We start from the raw sequence: 19,346 nt of genomic DNA, 5'->3' as shown, positions 1-19,346 counted from the left end.
CGTGATTTAACGACGTTTCTGGTTTCCAACAACAGATGACACGCCGCAATGCTATCAGCAGGCTGGCATCGTTGAATTGACGTTTGAAGCAAGCCCGAGAGCTGAGGCAAATTATGACCGTGCCTTCCGACCAGTATTCGCCCAATGACATTGCCATCGTCGGGATGGCGCTGCGGGTTCCCGGTGCCAGGAATGTGCGGGAGTTCTGGTCCAATTTGCGGGCCGGCGTCGAATCCATCCGTGACCTCAGCGAGGGCGAACTTCTGGCTGCCGGCGAGTCGGCGTCGCGCATCCATCATCCAAATTATGTGCGCCGCGCTGCCGACCTGCCGGCCATGGACCTGTTTGACGCCGATTTCTTCGGGCTAAGCCCCAAGGAAGCCGCGATCATGGACCCCCAGCATCGTCAGTTTCTGGAATGCGTCTGGGAGGCGATGGAGGATGCCGGGCGTCCTCCCAATTCCGACGACGGCCCGGTGGGCGTGTTCGCCGGGGCCGGCATGGGGAGCTATTTTTATTTCAACGTCTGCAGCAACCGCCAGCTGGTCGATCAGGTCGGCATGTTTCTGTTGCGGCATACCGGCAATGACAAGGATTTCCTGGCGACGCGCGCCTCGTTCTCGTTCGACCTGCGCGGTCCCAGCGTCAATGTGCAAACCGCCTGCTCGACATCGCTGGTTGCGGTGCACATGGCCTGCCAGAGCCTGCTGTCGCATGAATGCGAGACCGCCATCGCCGGTGGCGTGACCATCGAAATTCCGCACCGGCGCGGCTATCTGTATCAGGAGGGTGAAATTCTGTCGCCTGACGGGCATTGCCGCGCCTTCGACCACCGAGCCGGCGGCACGGTGTTTGGCAGCGGCGTCGGTGCGGTCGTGCTGCGCCGGCTGTCCGATGCCCTGGCCGATGGCGATTTCATCCATGGCATTATCAAAGGCACAGCGGTCAACAATGACGGGGCCAGCAAGGCCACCTATCTGGCACCCAGCGTTACCGGGCAGGCCGAAGCGATCATCGAGGCGCAAGGCCTGGCCGGCGTCGACGCCGACAGCATCCAGTATGTCGAGTGCCACGGCACCGGCACCTATCTCGGCGATCCGATCGAGATCGAAGCGCTGACGCAGGCGTTTCGCCAGAGCACCAACCGCACCGGCTTCTGCCGGGTCGGCTCGGTCAAATCCAATATCGGGCATTTGGACACCGCCGCTGGCGTCGTCAGCCTGATCAAGGCAACGCTGGCCATCCAGCATGGTGAGATTCCGCCGACCCTGGGCTACGACCAGCCCAATCCGGCCATCGATTTCGCCCGCAGCCCGTTTATCGTCAATGACCGGCTGACAGCCTGGCCAGAAACCCAAGGCCCGCGCCGGGCGGCCGTCAACTCGCTCGGTGTTGGCGGTACCAATGCCCATGTGATCATCGAACAGGCCCCGGCCCGGGTGGCCGATGTGGCTGAGGTCGCCGAGCCAAAACTGCTGGTGTTCTCGGCGAAAAACCGCAAGGCGCTTGATGCCGGTATGATCCAGCTTGGCACCGAACTCGCGCAGCGCCCGAACCTGTCGCTGGCAGATGCCAGTTATACGCTGCGGGCGGGGCGCAAGCCTTTCGAGCATCGCCGGGTGCTGGCGGTGCGTGATCGCAGCGACGCGATTGCCCTATTGGCGACGCCCGAGACCAAGCGCGCCTTTACCCATGCCGCGCTTGAGCCAGCGGGCGCAGCGGTTTTCCTGTTTCCCGGCGGTGGGGCGCAGCATGTCGGCATGACGCGCCGGCTTTATGAGGGTGACGCGCTGTTCCGCGCCACGGTGGACGAAGCACTAGCCAGTCTCCAGCCTGACGCAGAAGCCGAAATTCGGCGGGTATGGCTAGACTCCAGCCTCGATCCGGACGACGCGGCCGCGCAATTCCTGCGCCCGTCGATCCAACTGCCGGCCATCCTGATCGCCGAGGTGGCCGTGGCGCGGCATTGGATGCGGCATGGCCTTACGCCCGCCGCACTGATCGGCCATTCCATGGGCGAGAATGCCGCGGCCTGCATTGCCGGGGTGATGAGCCTACGCGATGCGGTGCAGCTGGTGCGGCTGCGCGGCGAGCTGTTTGATAGGATCCAACCCGGCGGCATGCTCAGCGTCCAATTGCCCGCTGCCGCGTTGCGGGACCTGTTGCCCGCCGCGCTCGACCTAGCCTCGGTCAATGCGCCGGAGCTTTGCGTGGTGTCCGGCAGCAATGCCGACCTCGAAGCGTTTCGCCAGGTCTTGCTCGCGCAAGGCATCGAGGCGTCGCGCGTGCCGATCGACATCGCCGCCCATTCGCGCATGCTCGAACCAATCCTGCCGCGCTTCGAGGCGTTCCTGCACAGCATTGTGCTGCGCGCCCCAACGATCCCGATCGTGTCCAATGTCACCGGCGCCTGGCTGTCGGAAAGCGAAGCGCGGGATCCGCTCTATTGGGTTCGCCATCTGCGCTCGACGGTTGAATTCGAACGCGGCGTGTCACTGCTGGCGCAGCAGGCCGACCGCGTCTTCATCGAAGTTGGACCCGGGCGCGCGCTGTCGTCTCTGGTCAAGCTGCAGCGCGGGATTAGCGCCAATCAGGTTATCAACAGCCTGCCCCATGCCGACGACGATACCGATGACCGCCTCCATCTGCTAACGGCGCTGGGCCGCGCCTGGGCCGTTGGGCTGAACCTGCCGCTGGACCAGCTTTGGGCCGGAGGCAAGGCGCGCCGCGTGCCGCTGCCGACCTATCCGTTCCAGCGGCAGCGCTATTTCATCGAGCCCAACGTCAACAATGCTGCCGACAATCCGGTTGAAACGCCGCTGCTCAAGACACCCGACATTGCCGACTGGGGTTATCGTCCGAGCTGGCGCCAGTTGCTGCCCGATTTTACTATCGGCGCCGACAAGACGACGACCTCGTTCCTGATCTTTCTGGATGAGACCGGTTTCGGCGCTGCACTGGTGGACGAGCTCCGCGCTGCCGGCCACCTGGTGACCACGGTCGCGGTGGGCGACACTTTTGCCCAACGGTCAGACAATGACTATGTGCTGTGCCCGGAAGATGGGCTAGCCGGCTATGCGGCCCTCTTATCGGGGCTTTCGGCCGCCGGCCCCTTGCCCGCCCAGATCGTCCATCTCTGGCTACTGACCGGAGCGGAAAGCCACCGCCCCGGCTCGACCTTTTTCAACCGCATTCAGGAGCAGGGCTTCTATAGCCTGGTGTTCCTGGCGCAGGCGCTTGACGAGGCCAACGCCAGCAAGCAGCTCCAGCTGACCGTGGTCACCAACGGCATGCAGCGTGTCGACCAGGAGCCCCTGCCCTATCCCGAAAAGGCGACGATTCTCGGGCCCGGCATGACCATTCCCAAGGAAATGGCCGGTTTCAATGTGCGCTTGATCGACCTGCAATTGCCGGCCCAGGCGGAAACAGGACGCAAATGGTTTGGCCAGCACGCCGCTCTGACTGACACGACCGCGGCGCTGCGGGCCCAATTGCGGGACGATCTGTTTGCCACGCCGGGCTCGGATGTAGTGGCCTATCGCGACGGCCGGCGCTGGTCGCGCAGCTACCTGCCGCTGGCGTTGACCGAACCAGCGCCGGAGCGGGTTGGGTTTCGCACCGGCGGCGTTTACCTGATCACCGGCGGCCTGGGCGACCTGGCACTGGTGATGGCCAGGCAGTTGGCGGAGCGCTTTGATGCCCGCATCATCCTGAGCGGGCGAACGGCGCTGCCACAGCGGGAGCAATGGCCGCTCTATATCCGCAGCCATGCCCGCAGCGACCGTCGCCGCCGGGCCATGGAACAGCTCGAAGCACTGGAGCAGGCCGGGCACTCGGTGCTGTATGTCCCCGGCGACGTCAGCAACCCCGAGGACATGGCGCACGTTGTCGCGACCGCGCAATCGCATTTCGGCGCCATCAACGGCGTCCTGCATAGCGCCGGGCTAGTCGACGACAACCTCATTGCCCTCAAGACCGTGCCGCAGCTCGAAAATGTCCTCGCGCCCAAGCTGCATGGCACGGCGGTGTTGCATCGCCTGTTCGACGAGCAACCGCTGGAGCTGTTTGTCCTGTTTTCCTCCACCAGCACCGATACGGCGCCCGCTGGTCAGGTCGATTATGTAGCGGCCAATGCCTATCTCAACGCCTATGCGGAGTCGCAGGCCTGGCGCCCTGACCGGCAGACCGTGGCGATCCATTGGGGCATCTGGAACGAAATTGGTCTGGCGGCCCGCGCCACTGGTTCGACTGCGTCCGCGCCAGCCCTTATCAGCCCGGCGCAGGGGCCGTTCTTCACCCATTGGGTTGAGGATTGCGACGCCGCACCGATGCTTGAGGCGGAGATCGGGCCGGCGAGCCATTGGCTACTGGACGAGCATCGCACCATGTCGGGCCAAGCGGTGCTGCCCGGCACCGGGCACATCGAAATCATCGCGCAACTGACCAAGGAATACGGCTTGGGCGATGCCTTCCGCATCGAAGATCTGATTTTCATCGCGCCACTGACGGTGGTCGATGGCAGCACGACAACGTTGCGCGCCCGGCTGTCACCCGATGGCGATTGCTATCGGGCTGAAATTCAAGCCGGCAGCCCAGCCAGCGGCTTTGTCAGCTATGCCGAGGCCGCACTTCGCCCGGCTCGGCCAGCACCCCAGCACGCCGATCTGGCAGCGGACTCGGCCGGCCTTTTCCGAACCGATACCACGGATGCTGCCGGTCTGCGCTCGGCCCAGCATGGCCGCATCCAGTTCGGCCCCCGATGGCAGGTATTGCGATCTACCGCCTTCGGCGCGACCGAAGCCATTGCCGAACTCGGCCTCCCCCCAGAGTATCGGGCTGACGGTTGTTTGCTGCATCCCGCCTTGCTCGATATCGCCACCGGCTTTGCTATGCAGCTAGCGCCGGGCTTTGAGGTGTCGCGGCATTTGTGGGTGCCGATGTCCTATGGCAGCATCACGGTGCATGCGGCGTTGCCGAACGCTGTCCGCAGTCACATTCGGCTGCGCGACGACGCCGGCACGGACCAGGGCTATGCCACTTTCGACGTGACCATCACCGATCTCGATGGCCAGGTGGTGCTGCAAGCGGAGCGCTTCGTCATGAAGCGGCTGGCGGCCGACTTCCTGTCCACCGCGACCACCGCCGCGCGTTCGGCAACCGCTTTGGTGAGCCCAACCAAATCACCCGCTGCCTTGCAGCTGGCTGACCAGGTTCGCCAGGGTATTCTACCCGCCGAAGGGTTCGATGCCCTGCTTCGCGCCCTGGCGACCGGGCAGCAGCAGCCGATCATCAGTTCGATGAAGCTGGAGGCCTTGCGCGCCCGCGCCGCGCTGTCCGCGGCACAATCCGGCCCGGCCGAGGTGGCGTTTGAGCGCCCAGACCTCGACAGTGCCTTTGTGGCTCCACGCAACGATATCGAGCGCACCCTGGCCGGTTTCTGGCGTGAGCTGCTGGGGATCGAGCAGATTGGCGTCGACGACAGCTTCTTTGACATTGGCGGCCACTCGCTGATCGCGGTGCGGCTGTTCCGCATGATCAAGCAGGCCTATGCGGTCGACCTGCCGATCTCGGTGCTGTTTGAAGCGCCGACGATTGCGGCCTGCGCCGCGCTGATCGCCGCACAGACGACGCCAGTGGCGGCCGTGGTGGGTGAGGTTGCGCTGGATCATCCGGCCAAGCTGATCCATCTGGTTCCCATGAGCATCGGTAAGGCCGGCGAACAGGCACCGTTCTTTTTGTGTGCCGGCATGTTTGGCAACGTGCTCAATCTGCGGCAGCTGGCTCTGCATATCGGCGCGTCGCGGCCGGTTTACGCCTTGCAGGCGCGGGGACTCTATGGTGATCAGGAGCCGCATGAGCGGTTTGATGACGCCGCCCGCGATTATTTGGCTGAAATCCGCACAGTACAACCCCGAGGCCCGTATTTGCTGGGCGGCTTCTCCGGCGGTGGGCTGGTGGCCTACGAAATGGCGCAGCAATTGCGGGCTGCCGGTGAGGAGGTGTCTCTCGTGGTGATGCTCGACACGCCGCTCCCCACCCAGCCGGCACTTAGCACGCGCGACCGCATCAGCATGAAGCTGCAGGATTTGCGCCGCTCCGGTCCGGCCTTTTTCGCCGACTGGCTGCAAAGCCGACGCCGCTGGCGAGAGGAGCAACAGCGGAGTCAGGATGCGCTGGATAATGAAAACTCCGGGGCGCAGTTCCATAATGCAAGGATTGAAGCCGCCTTCCGGGGGGCACTGGTCGACTATGACTTGCAGCCCTACCCCGGCGCGGTGCTGCTGCTGCGACCCAAATTCAACATCCTCTACCATCTGAGCGGTGACCGCCGGCTGCAGGAAGGGCGAAACGCCGCGATCGATGACAATGGCTGGAGCCCCTATGTGGGCGAACTGACGGTGCAGGAGGTGGCTGGAACCCACGACAGCATGGTGCTGGAACCCTTCGTGCGGGTGCTAGCCGGTCGGCTGCGTGTAGCGCTAGACCAGGCCGACGCCAAACCCGACGCTTTCCGAGCCGCAGCCGAATAGGCCGCGGTGCGCTACAGGGCTGCGGCGCGGGTGGACGTCTCGAATAGCTTCGTGATCAGGCCGGTTTCCGCGGCCAGGGTATATTCCGCCGCCCCCAGCTCGAACTGTGCCGTAATCAAATTGATCTGAGCCGCCGTCAGATTCTCTATCGCCCGGATTTCGTCGAGCGCGGTGCGTTCGCCCACCTGCCGTTCGGCCTCGATGCCCTGCAGCATGGCCTTGGCGCTGCTGACTTCTTGCTGCGCCAGCGACCGGAGCTGACGCGCCTGCTGGCGGCGTTCAAACGCGGTTCGTACCGCAGCGGCCACGCCATTGCGCGCGGCTTCGCTATCAAACTGAGCAGCGAGTCTTTCGTCGGCCCGCAGTTTTACCGCCGCCTGGCCGGCACCGCTGAGATCGAACGGCATCGAGAATTGCAGCGTGGCGCGGGCGCCGTGGGCCGGGTCCCCCCCGCCCGAGTAACCGATCTGCTCGCCATAGACCTCGAACTGAGCCGCAACCGATGGCTGCATCTCCCCTTGGGCCTGCGACACCCGCGAGGTCGCGGCGTCGAGCTGAGCAACGCTTTGGCGAATGCGGGGATTGTTTTTCAGGGCCAGGTCGGTCAGCGCCTGCAGGTTCTCGCCCAGCCCCAACCCAGCGACATCTGGCAGCTTGCTGGAGTTCGAAAGGCCCAAGCGATAGACAGCATTGCTGGCCTCGGTCACCGTGAGCTTGGCTGTTTCGCGCAGCACCTTGATGCGCGCCAGCTGGCGGTCAATGTCGTCCAGATCGACGCGACTGGCGGCGCCAGCCGCAAGCTCGGCATCAACGCCTTGGCGCAGCGTGCGGAGCGCGCCTTGTTGATGTTCGAGCGCCCCGATAACCTGCTGTTGCTGGCGAATGCGCAGCAGCGAAATAGCGATCTCATAGGCGGTGGCCACGCGACGGTCAGCCACAACCTCCTGCGACGCGCGATAATCGGCACGAGCGGCCACGATGGCTGCCTGGGAGCCCCCCTGATAGAGCGGCACATCCAGTCCAAGCGCATAAGAGTAACCGGCGCCTCCGGGCTGGCCTTCATAGGCAATGTGCGGCGTGGACGCATTGATACCGGCGCGAAAATAGGCGTCAGGACGACCCGAGGCTAAAGCCCGCTCGATCTCTGATGCTGCGGCGCTGCTGCGCGCGTCGGCCGCCAGAACTTCGGGCGCTGCGGAAACCGGACCATAGGTCGAAATGCTGCAATCGGCCTGGCTCACCAGCCCGGCACAGCCGGTGGCGACCTGCCGCGTGGAGTTGGTGGCACAGCCCGCCAGACTGATGGCCGCAACGGCAAGCAGGGCAAGAGAGACAATGCTCTGTTCGTTTCGCATCGAAGCCATCCCTAATACGCAGGCCATACACTGTAAGGACGACAGGTTCACGCGAGCCGGCCTTATGGCTAACCACTGGTAAACGAACGAGGTAACTAAAACGCTAAGGGGTTGTTTATGAAAGGTTAAGGCGGGCGGGCGCCCCGCCTCCACGGGTCGGGAAAGAACCGGCGTATCTGTTAAAATGCCGCAGATTAATTGACGAGCGAAGTATTGAGGCGACGGTTAACTTAATCGGAGACGCCCGATTGGGGCGCGGCCCGTGCTGTGATACGCACGATGTTGGTAAAGCGTTGTGGCACAAGGAAATTAGCGTGAGCGAGGGACAAGTCGGGGTTGGAATCAGGCGAGAACGTCGGCGCGCCCGACGCGTCGAGATCAATCGCGGGCTGCTCTGCTTGGGTCTGTGCGTGCTCGAAGGCGTGCTGGCGAGCTTGATCGTGCTGCTCTCGGCGCTGATTTATCACGATACTTTTGCCGGCATCCCGCTCCATGGCCAATCGCTTTGGCTTTATCTGGGCTATGCGACCCTCACCGGTATCCTTTACGGCGCCAGCGCCGCCATTTCGGCTTCGCGGTTCCTTGACGACATCCTGTCGCAACAGGGTGGCCTGGCGGACAGCATGCTGGGCTGGACCATGGCCTTTGCCATGGCACTGTTGATTGCCTTCCTGTTTGGCCTGTCGAGCGATCTGTCGCGGGTTTCGCTGACCTCGGCCTTTCTGGTCGGCGCGCCGGTGCTGCTGGGCACCCGTGGCTTGGTCTATTCGGCTTTGCGCGCCTATGTGCATCAGGGGCAATTGCAATATCGCCGGATAGGCGTGATCGGCAGCGAGATCGACATCGCGCGCTTCCTGGTCAATAGCGACCTGTGGCGCGTTGGCTACCGGCTGGCGGGGTCGATGCCGCTGGAAAATATCCAGAATGCCGACGGCACCCTCCGCAAGGACACCATTCAGGAAACCGGCCAAAACTGGGTAGCCCTCGGCACCCAGCATGTGGTGGTGGTCGGTGAGCTGAACGACGTCGACGCGCTGGAAGAACTGACCAACGAGTTCAAGCGCTTCTCCGTCAGCGTCATTGGCGTGCCGGCCACGGACAATACCTCGCTACGCTTTCTCGACATTGTGCCGCTCGGGCATACCGGCGGCGGCGTGCGAGTGCTGCGCGCCCCGCTCAACCAGTCCGCCGTGTTGATCAAGCGAGTGTTCGATCTCTGCGTCGCCATCGTCGGGCTGGTGCTGCTGGCGCCCATTTTCCTGCTGACTGCCATGGCGATCAGGCTGGAAAGCGCTGGGCCGGTATTCTTCAAACAGGCCCGCCGGGGCTTTAATGGCGAAACCTTTTACATCTGGAAATTTCGCTCGATGAATGTCGCCGAGAGCGGCAGCGCCATGACCCAGGCCAGCAAGGGTGACAGCCGGATAACCCGGGTCGGACGTTTCATCCGCGCGACCTCCGTCGATGAACTGCCGCAATTCATCAATGTGCTGCGGGGCGAAATGAGCGCGGTGGGTCCCCGCCCGCATGCCTTGATGCACGATAGCGAGCTGGCCTTGCAGCTGGAAAAATACGCCCATCGCCAGCGCATCAAACCCGGCATCACCGGCTGGGCCCAGATCAACGGCTATCGCGGCGCCACCTCGACCTTCGCCCATGTCGAGGGGCGCACCGAACACGATCTGTACTACATCGACAACTGGTCGATTTTCCTGGATTTCTGGATCCTGCTCCTGACAGTCTTTTCGCGAAAAGCCCGCCACAACGCATTCTAGCGCTCAGCCCTCGTAAATAGATGTCTCGAGTGAACCAAGCGTTCCCAAGAGCCTCACCGATAGGGTTTGAAGGCTCCTCATACGGGGGCGGGCCATAGTGACGATCCATGTAGACCAGCATGTTACATGCTGGATCGAACACTCGACCCCTCCTATGATCGATGCCTTAGTGCGTCTCCCGCATTGTTCCGCGGCAGTGGCAATCGTCGCTCAAACTGACCTGATCGCCGTCTTGCCCAAGAGCATCGCCATGCTTTTCAGGGGTGTTTTTTCGCTTTCGGTGCACCAGTCATCGTTCCTCCACTCCCCGCAATCTACCAGCGTGATCTCCCTCAAAGCCCGTGAAAGGGAACCCGGAATTTCGTGGCTACTCAATGAGGTCAGAGGCGTGTTCGCATGGGCGCTTCACCGCACCGAACAAAAGCTGACGTTTACCTATCTCGGCGTTCCTCCCAATACGGGGAGCCAATGCACTCACGCGTGACATCAGTCCATCGCCCTCCGAGCTCTGCACATTGAAATGATGGACGGCCTGTCCACATCCAAAAGGCCGTGCAAGCGGCGACAATCAACACTGCCATAACGACTAAGGTTCTCAAAGCGCCCCTTTCTATGAGGATGGCAACGCACTTCTGCCTCAAGTGACGACCGCCTTCTGTACCTAGCGCTAATAAGGCGAACGGCTGAGATGGGGTCGTAAGCTGCCAGGCGGCAACCCGCCCCTATTCGGTCATCGTGTTAGGTGCCCAGGACCCGAAAGCGGGCATTCCGGACAGCGTCTCTGAACGTTACAGCTTGCAGCTCTACGCAACGCCGCCTAGAACGGTCCCTAAGGTTTACCTGATGACTTATCCGAAGCTGACATCCCCGGTTTCAATCGCGGGAGATCTGGCTTCGAACTCGAGCTAATGCCTTCGCTAGATATTTCGCGTTCCAGAAAATCTATGATCCGCTCAGGCTCGAGAACCGCGGGCCCTTTGGTGGATGAACCTGCTGTCCGCTCCTCACTGGCATCGAAATGGGCCGACATGGCCCGGCGGGCCGCCTCGGGGTCGCAGGAGGCGATGGCGTCGACGATGGCCACATGGCGGGCAATGGTGGCGGAACGGTCAGGTAGCATGCCTCGCTCATGCAGCATGCGTACCGTTTCGTGAATCGTGCCCCGCAGGGCCTGGACCAGAAACATCAGCAGGCGATTATCGCTCGCCTCCGCCAGCGTCATGTGAAACGCGAGGTCCGCCTCAATAAAGGCTGCCGAGTCATGGCGGGCGGCTTCCATTGTCTTGATGGTTTCTCGCAGCTTTTTGAGGTCCGACACCTTGATGTGCTCGGCGGCGCGCTGGGCGACATAGGTCTCCAGCCCTCGGCGCAACTGCACCGCCTCCATCAGGCCGTTCTCGGTTTCCATCAGGGCAAACGAGAAGAAATATTCGAGCGGCCGGGGCGAAACCCGCCGGACGATGCTCGGCTTGCCCTGTCGGATCTCGATAACGCCGAGCGCCGATAATTGCTGCAGGACCGCCCGGACAACCGGCTTGCTGACTTCGAAGCGGACGGCGAGCTCTCCTTCTGATGGGAGGGATTGCCCGATTGGGTAGTCACCACGCAGAATGGAGCGGCACAGCGCATTGTAAACGCGCGCCGTTAGGTTGGAGGGCCGCTTCTCCTCTTCATTCAAGGTCACTTCATCAGACATGCTGGCCCTCTCACATGTTGTTCATGGGTAAATTTGCGGTGCTCATGCTTGTCAACCGCTGCGCACATTGCCCTAGAGGCGGCACGCGGTTTGCTGGTCGAAGATATGGATGCGATCCGCCAGGGGGGCTAGTCGCAATGTCTGCCCGGGCTCCGTCTTGAGATGCCCTCGGATGTTGACGGTCACCGCCTCGTCCCCCACCAGGCCATGGATGAGCGTTTCCGCACCCGTCGGCTCCACCACCGTAACTTCCATGCCGATGTCGCCATTTGCGGCAATATCGAGATGCTCGGGACGGATACCATAGACAACTTGTTGCCCATCGCGCGCCGCACAGTCGGCCGACAGGGGCCACGCGGCACCATTTCCCGCCACGAAAGCGGGCACTCCGCCGCTGCGCGTGCAATGCCCAGAAATCAGGTTCATGGCCGGGGAACCAATAAAGCCGGCGATGAACAAGGTCTGGGGAGAATTGTAGAGATCGAGCGGCTTGCCGGCTTGTTCGATCCGCCCATCACGCATAACTACGATCATATCGGCCATGGTCATGGCCTCCATCTGGTCATGGGTCACATAGACCGTCGTCGTACCCAGGCGCTGTTGCAATGCCTTTACTTCGGCCCGCATGGTCACGCGCAGCTTCGCGTCGAGATTGGATAGGGGCTCGTCGAACAGGAAGATATCAGGATTGCGCACGATGGCGCGGCCCATGGCCACGCGCTGACGCTGCCCGCCCGAGAGCTGGCGCGGATAGCGGTCCAGCAATGCATCGAGTTGCAACACCTGCGCCGCGCGCCCGACCTCTCGATTGATGCTGTCCGCCGAGGCTTTCTCCAACTTCAACGAGAAGCCCATGTTCTGGGCTACAGTCATATGTGGGTAGAGAGCGTAGGACTGGAACACCATAGCGATCTTGCGCTCCTTGGGTTCCAGGTCGTTGACCACCCTGCCCGCGATGGAAATCGAGCCACCCGAAATATCCTCGAGACCGGCGATCATTCGCAACAGGGTGGATTTGCCACAGCCTGAGGGCCCCACCAGCACCACGAAGTCGCCATCGGCGACATCGAGGGAAATGCCATGCAGAACCTCATTGGCGCCGTAGGCCTTCACCGCCTTTTCGATTTTGAGCGTTGCCATTTTGGTCTTTCCTGCTTGATCGATTACGGGGTGCGAAAGCTGGTCACGCTGTGGCGCGCCGCACTGAGCAGCAGGCTGCTGTCGGCACTTACAGTGACCATGCGGAAACCCATATCCACTGCCCGCCGGGCGAATTCGGGGGAGCCGCAATGCAGTGCTGCAATGATACCGTTGCGGTTTGATGCGGCAATAATTTCGGCATAGGCCTGCATGAGCTGGGGCGTTGTATTGTCGCCCTTCGGCTCCAACCCAAGGGTGAAAGCCAGGTCGGTCGGCCCCAAATAGAGCCCGGAAATGCCCGGAACAGCTGCAATCTCTTCGACATTGCGCAGGGCGGCTGCGGTTTCGATCATTGGCATCAAGATAACGTCGCTATTCGCGCTTTTCTGGTACATCCCCGGCTGATGGCGCAAAACGGCGCGCGTGGCGCCATTACTGCGATGACCGGCTGGCGGATATAGACTGTCGGCCACGAAACGGCGCACATCGTCCGCGGTTTCGATCATCGGGCAAATCAGCCCTGAGGCCCCCGCATCGAGCAACTTTCCTGTCATGGGTGAACCGATTGCGGGAATGCGCGCCAATGGCGCAACATTCCACGCATTCATCGCCTGGAAAGCCGAAACGGCGTCGCCAAACTCGACCATGCCATGCTGCAGGTCCAGCGTGAGGCTATCAAAACCCGCCGATGCCATGATTTCGGTCGCGAAGCTGCCGGGCAGGTTGATGAAAGAATTGAGAACGGTGCCACCGTTCTCCCAGATTGTGCGCAGGTCTGGCATTAAACTTCTGTCTCCGATTGGAATGGGCCCGATCTCGTGACTGCTTTGGTCAATTTTCGGTCGCCTTGGTAATCGCTGCCAGCGTGTCGGCAGCAGCCTGTTCCGGCGTCTTGAGGCCGAGCGCTGCTGCCTGCATGTTTTCGAGATACATGTCCTGCGCACGCCCGATCTGCTCGAAGGGCGAAATAACGAACTTGGCGCCCAATACGGCCTGCTGCTCGGCGTCGGCATAGGGGATGGCGTCGATAACCCGCTGGTCGAGATAGGCGTTGGTGCGTACCGGACCATTGCCGTTGAGCGCCATCAGTACGACATTGTCCAGATCAGCCAGCTGCCGGACGAAATCGCAGGCCATGTCCTTGCTCTGGCTATTGGCCGGAATAACGGCCGACCACACCGTGGTGCGAGCAACAAATGGCGTTGACTGCCCTTCAGCTGCGGGGAATGCAGCGACGCCGATCTCTCCCGCATAATCGGACTTCGCAGCGTCATTATAGGTGAGGTAGCGGCTGAATGGCTGCACTGCCATGGCGATGCGACCCTGCCAAACCCCCTGGGTGATCTGGTCGATGCCCATGGCGGTGAAGTTCGAGGGCAGAGCGCCTGCGGCATAGAGATCGGCCAACGCAGCATAGGCGCGGGTAAGCGCCTCAACGTCATTTGAAGGCTGCCCCTGGGCGTCGGTCAGCGTGGCCCCGTAAGCCATCAGCAGGTTGTAGGTGCCGCCCGCATTGGTACCGTCGATCGACAGGCCATATATCGGCGTGCCGTCAGCCGACTTGCCGCTGAGAGTCTTGGCGACCTCGACCAGGTCGTCAAACGTGTCAGGCAGCGCGTCGATGCCGTGCTCGGCGAACAGCGCCTTGTTGTAGTGCAAGGCAGTGGTCGCGTGGCGGATGGGAAGAGCCTTCAGCTGACCGTCCTGGCTCACCTGATCGAGGAACGTCTGTGGAATATCGCTGATATCGAGGCCGGCAAGGCAATCATCGAGCGGCTCGAAGCCCGACAAGGCCGCCTGCGTCGCGTAGGAATCGAGAATAAACCCAACATCGATGCTGGTGCTGGAGAGGCTGGTTTCGCGCATCAGTCGATCATGCAGGGGAGCAATATCGGCCGCGATCCAATTGAGATTGACACCCGTTTCGCTCTGCCAGTCCGCGAGGACGTTACCACCGGTGCCGCTGGTGCCGGTGATTGATCCCTGAATGGCGGCATGGGCCAGCAGCGTCAGGTCCTCGGCCTGGATTGCCGCTGCGTTGGCCATTGCGGCGCCCGCCGCGATCCATGCGATGGCGTAAGCCTTCCGTCTCGTCATTGCCGAAATCCTCCATTTTGGCTGCATTGCGCTATTTATTCTCACTACAGAAAATCTCAACCTATGTCATAAGTCAAGCGTTGACTCTCCGGTTGATTTCGGTAATTTCGGCGCAATTCAGCGATAAACTGAGAGTTACGTCGTGATACCGTACCACCCGCAGTCAATCCTATATCATATGTTAAAGGGAAAATAATGAGAGTGGCAACGGGAATGGCGGCGCAACGCAAGCGCATAGGCGGCCTGCTGATGCTGGCGCCGATGCACCTCCAACTCATCCTGGTTCTGGCATTGCCATCCCTGTATGTGCTGTGGTTGAGCTTTACGGAATCAAGCTATGGCGCGGCACCGAAATTTATCGGCTGGGCCAACTACGCTGCGATACTGAGTGATCCCGCGTTCTGGCGCTCGCTGTTCAACACGCTGATCGTCGTCAACATCGTCGTCTATGTTGAGATCATTCTCAGCGTCGGCGTAGCCTTGCTATTTCAGAGCACCAAGCGCGGCCGCGCCGTGCTCATGGCCGTGATATTGGCGCCCTATGCCGTCAGCGAAGTGGTCGCTGTGCTGGCATGGCGTTTCATGCTTGAGCCAGATATCGGCATTCTCACCGGCCTGTTTTCCACTTTCGGCTACGTGCCCAATTGGGCGACCAACCCCATTGAGGCGATGGTATTGGTGTCGATGATCGGCGTTTGGCTGCACCTGCCGTTCAGCTTTCTCCTGATCTATGCGGCGCTGATCGCCATTCCCGCTGACCTGACCGAGGCCGCCCGCGTCGATGGCGCCCGGCCTTGGCAGCGCTTCCGCCATGTCACTTTGCCGTTGCTAATGCCGGCGATCCTGATCGCCATCATCTTCCGCTACATTTTCGGGTTCCGCATTTTCAGCGAAGTCTGGCTTCTGACCCAGGGCGGCCCTGCCCGTACCACCGAGGTCATGGCCGTGTACCTCTACAAAAATGCTTTCCGCTACAACGAGTTCGGCATGGCCGCCGCCACGGGCTGGCTGATGGTTCTCGGCGCCCTGCTACTCGCATCCTTCTACGTTTATCAGATCTATCGCTCGGGGTTCCGCAATGAAAACTGATATGCGCGGCACCCTCCTGCGGGGCATGGCCATCGCCATGCTCGGAATCTGGTCATTAGGTCCGATCCTACTGATCGTTCTCAGCTCCTTCCGTCCGGAGCGGGATATTTTCTCGCCGGCACGGCGGTTTAACCTGGATGTCACCTTTGACAACTACATCCAGCTCTTCGCCGCTTTTCCGCAATTTCTGCCCAATATGGGCAACAGCCTGATCGTAGCGCTGGGCGCCACCGCGCTGGCTGTCACGACCAGCACGCTCGCCGGTTATGTCTATTCCCGACAACGCGGACGGTTGCTCGCCGCCAGCGCGTTCTTTGCCATCCTCGTGCGCCTGGTGCCGCCCATCGTGGTGTCGTTGCCGCTGTTTCCTATCGCCGACGCCCTCCGCCTCAGCGATACGCATATCTTACTGATCGTCCTCTATTCAGCGTTCTGGGTATCGATGCTTTCGGTAATGATGAAGGTCTTCATCGACCAGATTCCACCCACATTGGACGAAGCGGCGCGCGTTGATGGCGCCTCCACGACGCAGACCTTCGTGCGCATCATATTGCCGCTGGCGACAGCAGGCATGATCGCGGGCGGCATCTTCGTCTTCGTCTATGCCTGGAACGAATATCTCTTCGCGTTCATCTTCTCGAGCACGCGCGCCGTCACTGCCCCGCTGGTTGTGTCCAACATCATGGATTCGGTCGCCGGCACCCAGTGGGGTGTTCTCTTTGCCGCGGCAACGCTGCAGCTCGCCCCCGTTCTAGCCCTGGTCATCTTCTTCCAGAAGTTCCTCGTGGCCGGCCTCATGGCCGGTTCCGTCAAGGGCTGACCACAATACATCCGTATCAGGAGTTTTAAATGCAGCCTTATCCCCACCGCTTCTCGGATACTCAACTCGACAAATTCGATCCCCTGGGGCGGATTCTGGCCCATGACACGTTCGGCTCCGGGCTGAATGGCTGGATCGGACTGATCGGCAATTATGAGGATTCTCTCACCAAAATGCTGCCGGTGTTTCAGCCGATGAACCAGCCTATGCTGTCCACTGCTGTGGGCTGGGACAGCGGCTCGCACGGAGCGATGAGCGGCCCATATGCCATGAAAATTGCCACTCGGCCGATCAAGGGCGCCATGAATCTTGCGCTCAAGCGGATGACCTTCCGCAAGTTGGGTCGCATTCAACTTGAAGCCTATATCGCCGCCAAACCAGAACCCTCCGAGGCGACGCTGTCGATTGAGGATCTACGCTCCTTCGGTATGTTCATGGATCTGCAGTCGCGGCAATATCGCGGCCTGCCGCATCTTCGTTTTCTCAATTGCCTCGATGGCGAGCTCAAGCACACCTGGCAATTCAAGCAGCAGACAGCCGACGACAACGTGGTCTCGTCATCTGCCCGCACGCGCTCTTTGCAGCATCTCTATCCGCATGGCTGGGAGGACGTACCCAATGGCTATCAGGACACCTGCTACAACGAACTTCCGACCAAGATGAACTGGCAGTATCTGAAAGTCGGCGTCGATCTGCGCGATATGAGCTTTACCAGCTTCCAGTTCAACGACCGCGAATTCGACGTGTCGGGTATGGGAGTGATGCGCATGGATCCCTGGGCCAATCTCGATTGCATGCTCAATATTGGTTTTTTCGTCGAGACCGACAGCGATAAACGCTCTTTCCTTTTCGTCGATTCCGTCCTGCTTTCCGGAGATTTTTGATGCTGACTTCAACCGTTGCAACCCTAACGCGCGGCGAGGCCTGGCGGCTGGGCGATTTTAGCGAACCTTATGAAGCCGGCTGGGCCAGCGAGGCGCAGATTTTTGCGCGCGGCCTCGACGATGGTGGGCACGGTGGCAAAGCCCATGTGCAGGTTTCACCCGACGGGATCCGTTGGTGCGACGAAGGCAGCTCGCTCGACCTCTTGCCCGGCGAGGGCCTGTCTTTCATTCGCCTGCGCGAGTTCGGGCACTTCATTCGCCTGAGGGTGGAAATGCCCGTGGGGGCAGCGCGTGCCTTCCTCGTCACCATCGCTCTCAAGGGGTAGGCCATGAAACCCGAGCGAGAGCACCAACACTATATCGGCGGCCAATGGCAAGCTGCGTCGGGCACCGGCCATATCGAGGTGCGTGAATCCGCCACCGGCCAAGCGTTTGCTCGAGTTCCGGCCGGCAATGCCGAGGATGTGGACAAGGCAGTGGCGGCGGCCCGCGCCGCCTTTCCCGCCTATGCGGCGACCAGCGTCACGGAACGGCTCGCGCTGCTCCGTCGGATCGTCGCGGTCTATCGCAGCCGGCAGAACGAGATTGCCGAGATTCTATCCCGGGAAATGGGCACTCCCATCTCGCTCGCCCGCTCGTTGCAGTCACCGCGCGGCGGCGACCATTTCGAGGCGACGATTGAAGCGCTGGAAAATTACGCCTTTGAAAAGCGTGTCGGTAATGGCCTGGTCCTATATGAACCTATCGGCGTTGCCGGGCTGATCACGCCGTGGAATTGGCCGCTGAACCAGATCGCCGTGAAGGTGGCTCCGGCTCTGGCGACAGGTTGCACTATCGTGTTCAAGCCCAGCGAGGTGGCGCCGCTTAATGCCATCATTCTCGCCGAAATTCTCGATGAGGCCGGGGTACCTCCGGGTGTTTTCAACATGGTTCATGGCGACGGCCCTGGTGTCGGCAGCCCCATGTCACGCCATCCGGGCATCGATATGATGTCGTTCACAGGATCGACCCGGGCCGGCATCGCCGTCAGCATTGACGCGGCGCCGACGGTCAAGCGGGTAGCGCTCGAGCTGGGTGGCAAATCAGCGAATATTCTGATGCCCGATGCCGATTTCGAGACGGCGGTGAAGCGCGGCTTCATGACCATGTGCACTAATGCCGGTCAGTCCTGCAATGCACCGTCGCGCATGCTGGTACCCGAGGAACGCTACGATCAGATCGCCTCCATTATCCGCGAAAGTGCTACCAACGTGCAGATTGGCTTACCCGCCGATCCCGGTACTTTTCTGGGCCCTGTCGCCAACGAGGCTCAGTTCCAGCGCATTCAGGACTTCATCGAAACCGCCATCCGGGAAGGAGCCGACCTCATCTGCGGCGGAACCGGACATCCCGCAGGCTTCCATCACGGCTATTTCGTCCGCCCGACTGCCTTTGGCCGGGTGACCAACGATATGACCATCGGACGCGATGAAGTGTTCGGCCCCGTCCTGGCCGTTCAGACCTATCGCAGTGTGGACGAGGCCATTGATATCGCCAATGATTCCGAATTCGGGCTTGCTGGCTATGTGCAGGGCCGCGATCGCGATGCCGCCATGGCCGTGGCTAGGCGCCTGCGCGCGGGAATGGTTTCGGTCAACTACCCTGCCCAGAACCTTCAGGTGCCGTTTGGTGGATACAAGAAATCGGGGAACGGTCGCGAATATGGCCGCTTCGGCATTGCCGAGTTCCTGGAAACCAAGGTCGTCTTGATAGATTGAGACGTGCGGCACGACTTGGCGCTGAATATGCAAAGAGGAGCATATAGTGAGCGGTAGCCGCACCGCCCTCCGGCCCCCGCCTTCATTCATCAGCCCAAGCTGGATATCAGCTCAGCGCCGGATAATCGGTGTAGCCGGCACTGCCGCCGCCATAAAGCGTGGCGGGGTTCAAGTCGGCCAGGGGCGCACCGTTCTTGAGGCGG

Annotated in this window: 12 protein-coding genes; 7 read left to right on the top strand and 5 right to left on the bottom strand. The window is 61.4% G+C overall.

Annotation, left to right across the window (positions count from 1 at the left end; genetic code table 11):
• Window positions 1–113 precede the first annotated feature (113 nt).
• Window positions 114–6,530, top strand: coding sequence for a type I polyketide synthase (locus ACX3OW_RS12550; RefSeq protein WP_459096123.1), 6,417 nt, complete (start codon window positions 114–116; stop codon window positions 6,528–6,530).
• An 11-nt stretch (window positions 6,531–6,541) separates the two neighbouring features.
• On the opposite strand, the gene ACX3OW_RS12545 is transcribed toward ACX3OW_RS12550, so the two are convergent.
• Complete coding sequence (locus ACX3OW_RS12545) at window positions 6,542–7,885, bottom strand: TolC family protein (RefSeq protein ID WP_459096122.1); 1,344 nt, start codon at window positions 7,883–7,885, stop codon at window positions 6,542–6,544.
• A gap of 314 nt (window positions 7,886–8,199) precedes the next feature.
• Between ACX3OW_RS12545 and ACX3OW_RS12540 the strand changes: the two genes are divergently transcribed.
• The gene (locus tag ACX3OW_RS12540; protein WP_459096121.1) at window positions 8,200–9,660 is read left to right on the top strand and encodes an exopolysaccharide biosynthesis polyprenyl glycosylphosphotransferase; all 1,461 of its coding nucleotides are present in this window, start codon (window positions 8,200–8,202) and stop codon (window positions 9,658–9,660) included.
• Window positions 9,661–10,489: 829 nt separating this feature from the next.
• Here the strand turns inward: ACX3OW_RS12540 and ACX3OW_RS12535 are convergent.
• The 4 genes from ACX3OW_RS12535 to ACX3OW_RS12520 form a co-directional block, all read right to left on the bottom strand.
• A complete protein-coding gene (locus ACX3OW_RS12535; RefSeq protein WP_459096120.1) occupies window positions 10,490–11,356 on the bottom strand; it encodes a FadR/GntR family transcriptional regulator in 867 nt (288 codons plus the stop codon).
• Window positions 11,357–11,428: 72 nt separating this feature from the next.
• Window positions 11,429–12,496, bottom strand: coding sequence for an ABC transporter ATP-binding protein (locus ACX3OW_RS12530; protein WP_459096119.1), 1,068 nt, complete (start codon window positions 12,494–12,496; stop codon window positions 11,429–11,431).
• 23 nt (window positions 12,497–12,519) lie between these two features.
• Window positions 12,520–13,278 carry an HpcH/HpaI aldolase family protein gene (locus tag ACX3OW_RS12525; RefSeq protein WP_459096118.1) on the bottom strand — a complete coding sequence of 253 codons (759 nt, stop codon included), beginning with the start codon at window positions 13,276–13,278 and terminating at the stop codon, window positions 12,520–12,522.
• Window positions 13,279–13,327: 49 nt separating this feature from the next.
• Entirely contained in the window at window positions 13,328–14,593 is a 1,266-nt protein-coding gene (locus ACX3OW_RS12520) for an ABC transporter substrate-binding protein (protein ID WP_459096117.1), read from the bottom strand.
• Window positions 14,594–14,788: 195 nt separating this feature from the next.
• On the opposite strand from ACX3OW_RS12520, the gene ACX3OW_RS12515 reads away from it, so the two are divergent.
• From ACX3OW_RS12515 to ACX3OW_RS12495, 5 genes are read left to right on the top strand one after another with little or no spacing between them, the layout of a single operon-like run.
• Window positions 14,789–15,682: a carbohydrate ABC transporter permease gene (locus ACX3OW_RS12515; RefSeq protein WP_459096116.1), complete on the top strand. Its 894-nt coding sequence runs from the start codon at window positions 14,789–14,791 to the stop codon at window positions 15,680–15,682.
• Window positions 15,672–16,502 (top strand): carbohydrate ABC transporter permease, encoded by an 831-nt coding sequence (locus ACX3OW_RS12510; protein WP_459096115.1) that lies wholly within the window; start codon window positions 15,672–15,674, stop codon window positions 16,500–16,502. The genes ACX3OW_RS12515 and ACX3OW_RS12510 overlap by 11 nt, the downstream gene beginning before the upstream one ends.
• A 29-nt stretch (window positions 16,503–16,531) precedes the next feature.
• Entirely contained in the window at window positions 16,532–17,386 is an 855-nt protein-coding gene (locus ACX3OW_RS12505; RefSeq protein ID WP_459096114.1) for a DUF6772 family protein, read from the top strand.
• A complete protein-coding gene (locus ACX3OW_RS12500; RefSeq protein ID WP_459096113.1) occupies window positions 17,386–17,712 on the top strand; it encodes a hypothetical protein in 327 nt (108 codons plus the stop codon). The genes ACX3OW_RS12505 and ACX3OW_RS12500 overlap by 1 nt, the downstream gene beginning before the upstream one ends.
• A 3-nt stretch (window positions 17,713–17,715) precedes the next feature.
• A complete protein-coding gene (locus ACX3OW_RS12495) occupies window positions 17,716–19,143 on the top strand; it encodes an aldehyde dehydrogenase family protein (RefSeq protein ID WP_459096112.1) in 1,428 nt (475 codons plus the stop codon).
• Window positions 19,144–19,346 lie beyond the last annotated feature (203 nt).

The organism is Devosia sp. A449, from assembly GCF_054489375.1.
This window is presented reverse-complemented; position numbering and strand designations above follow the sequence as displayed.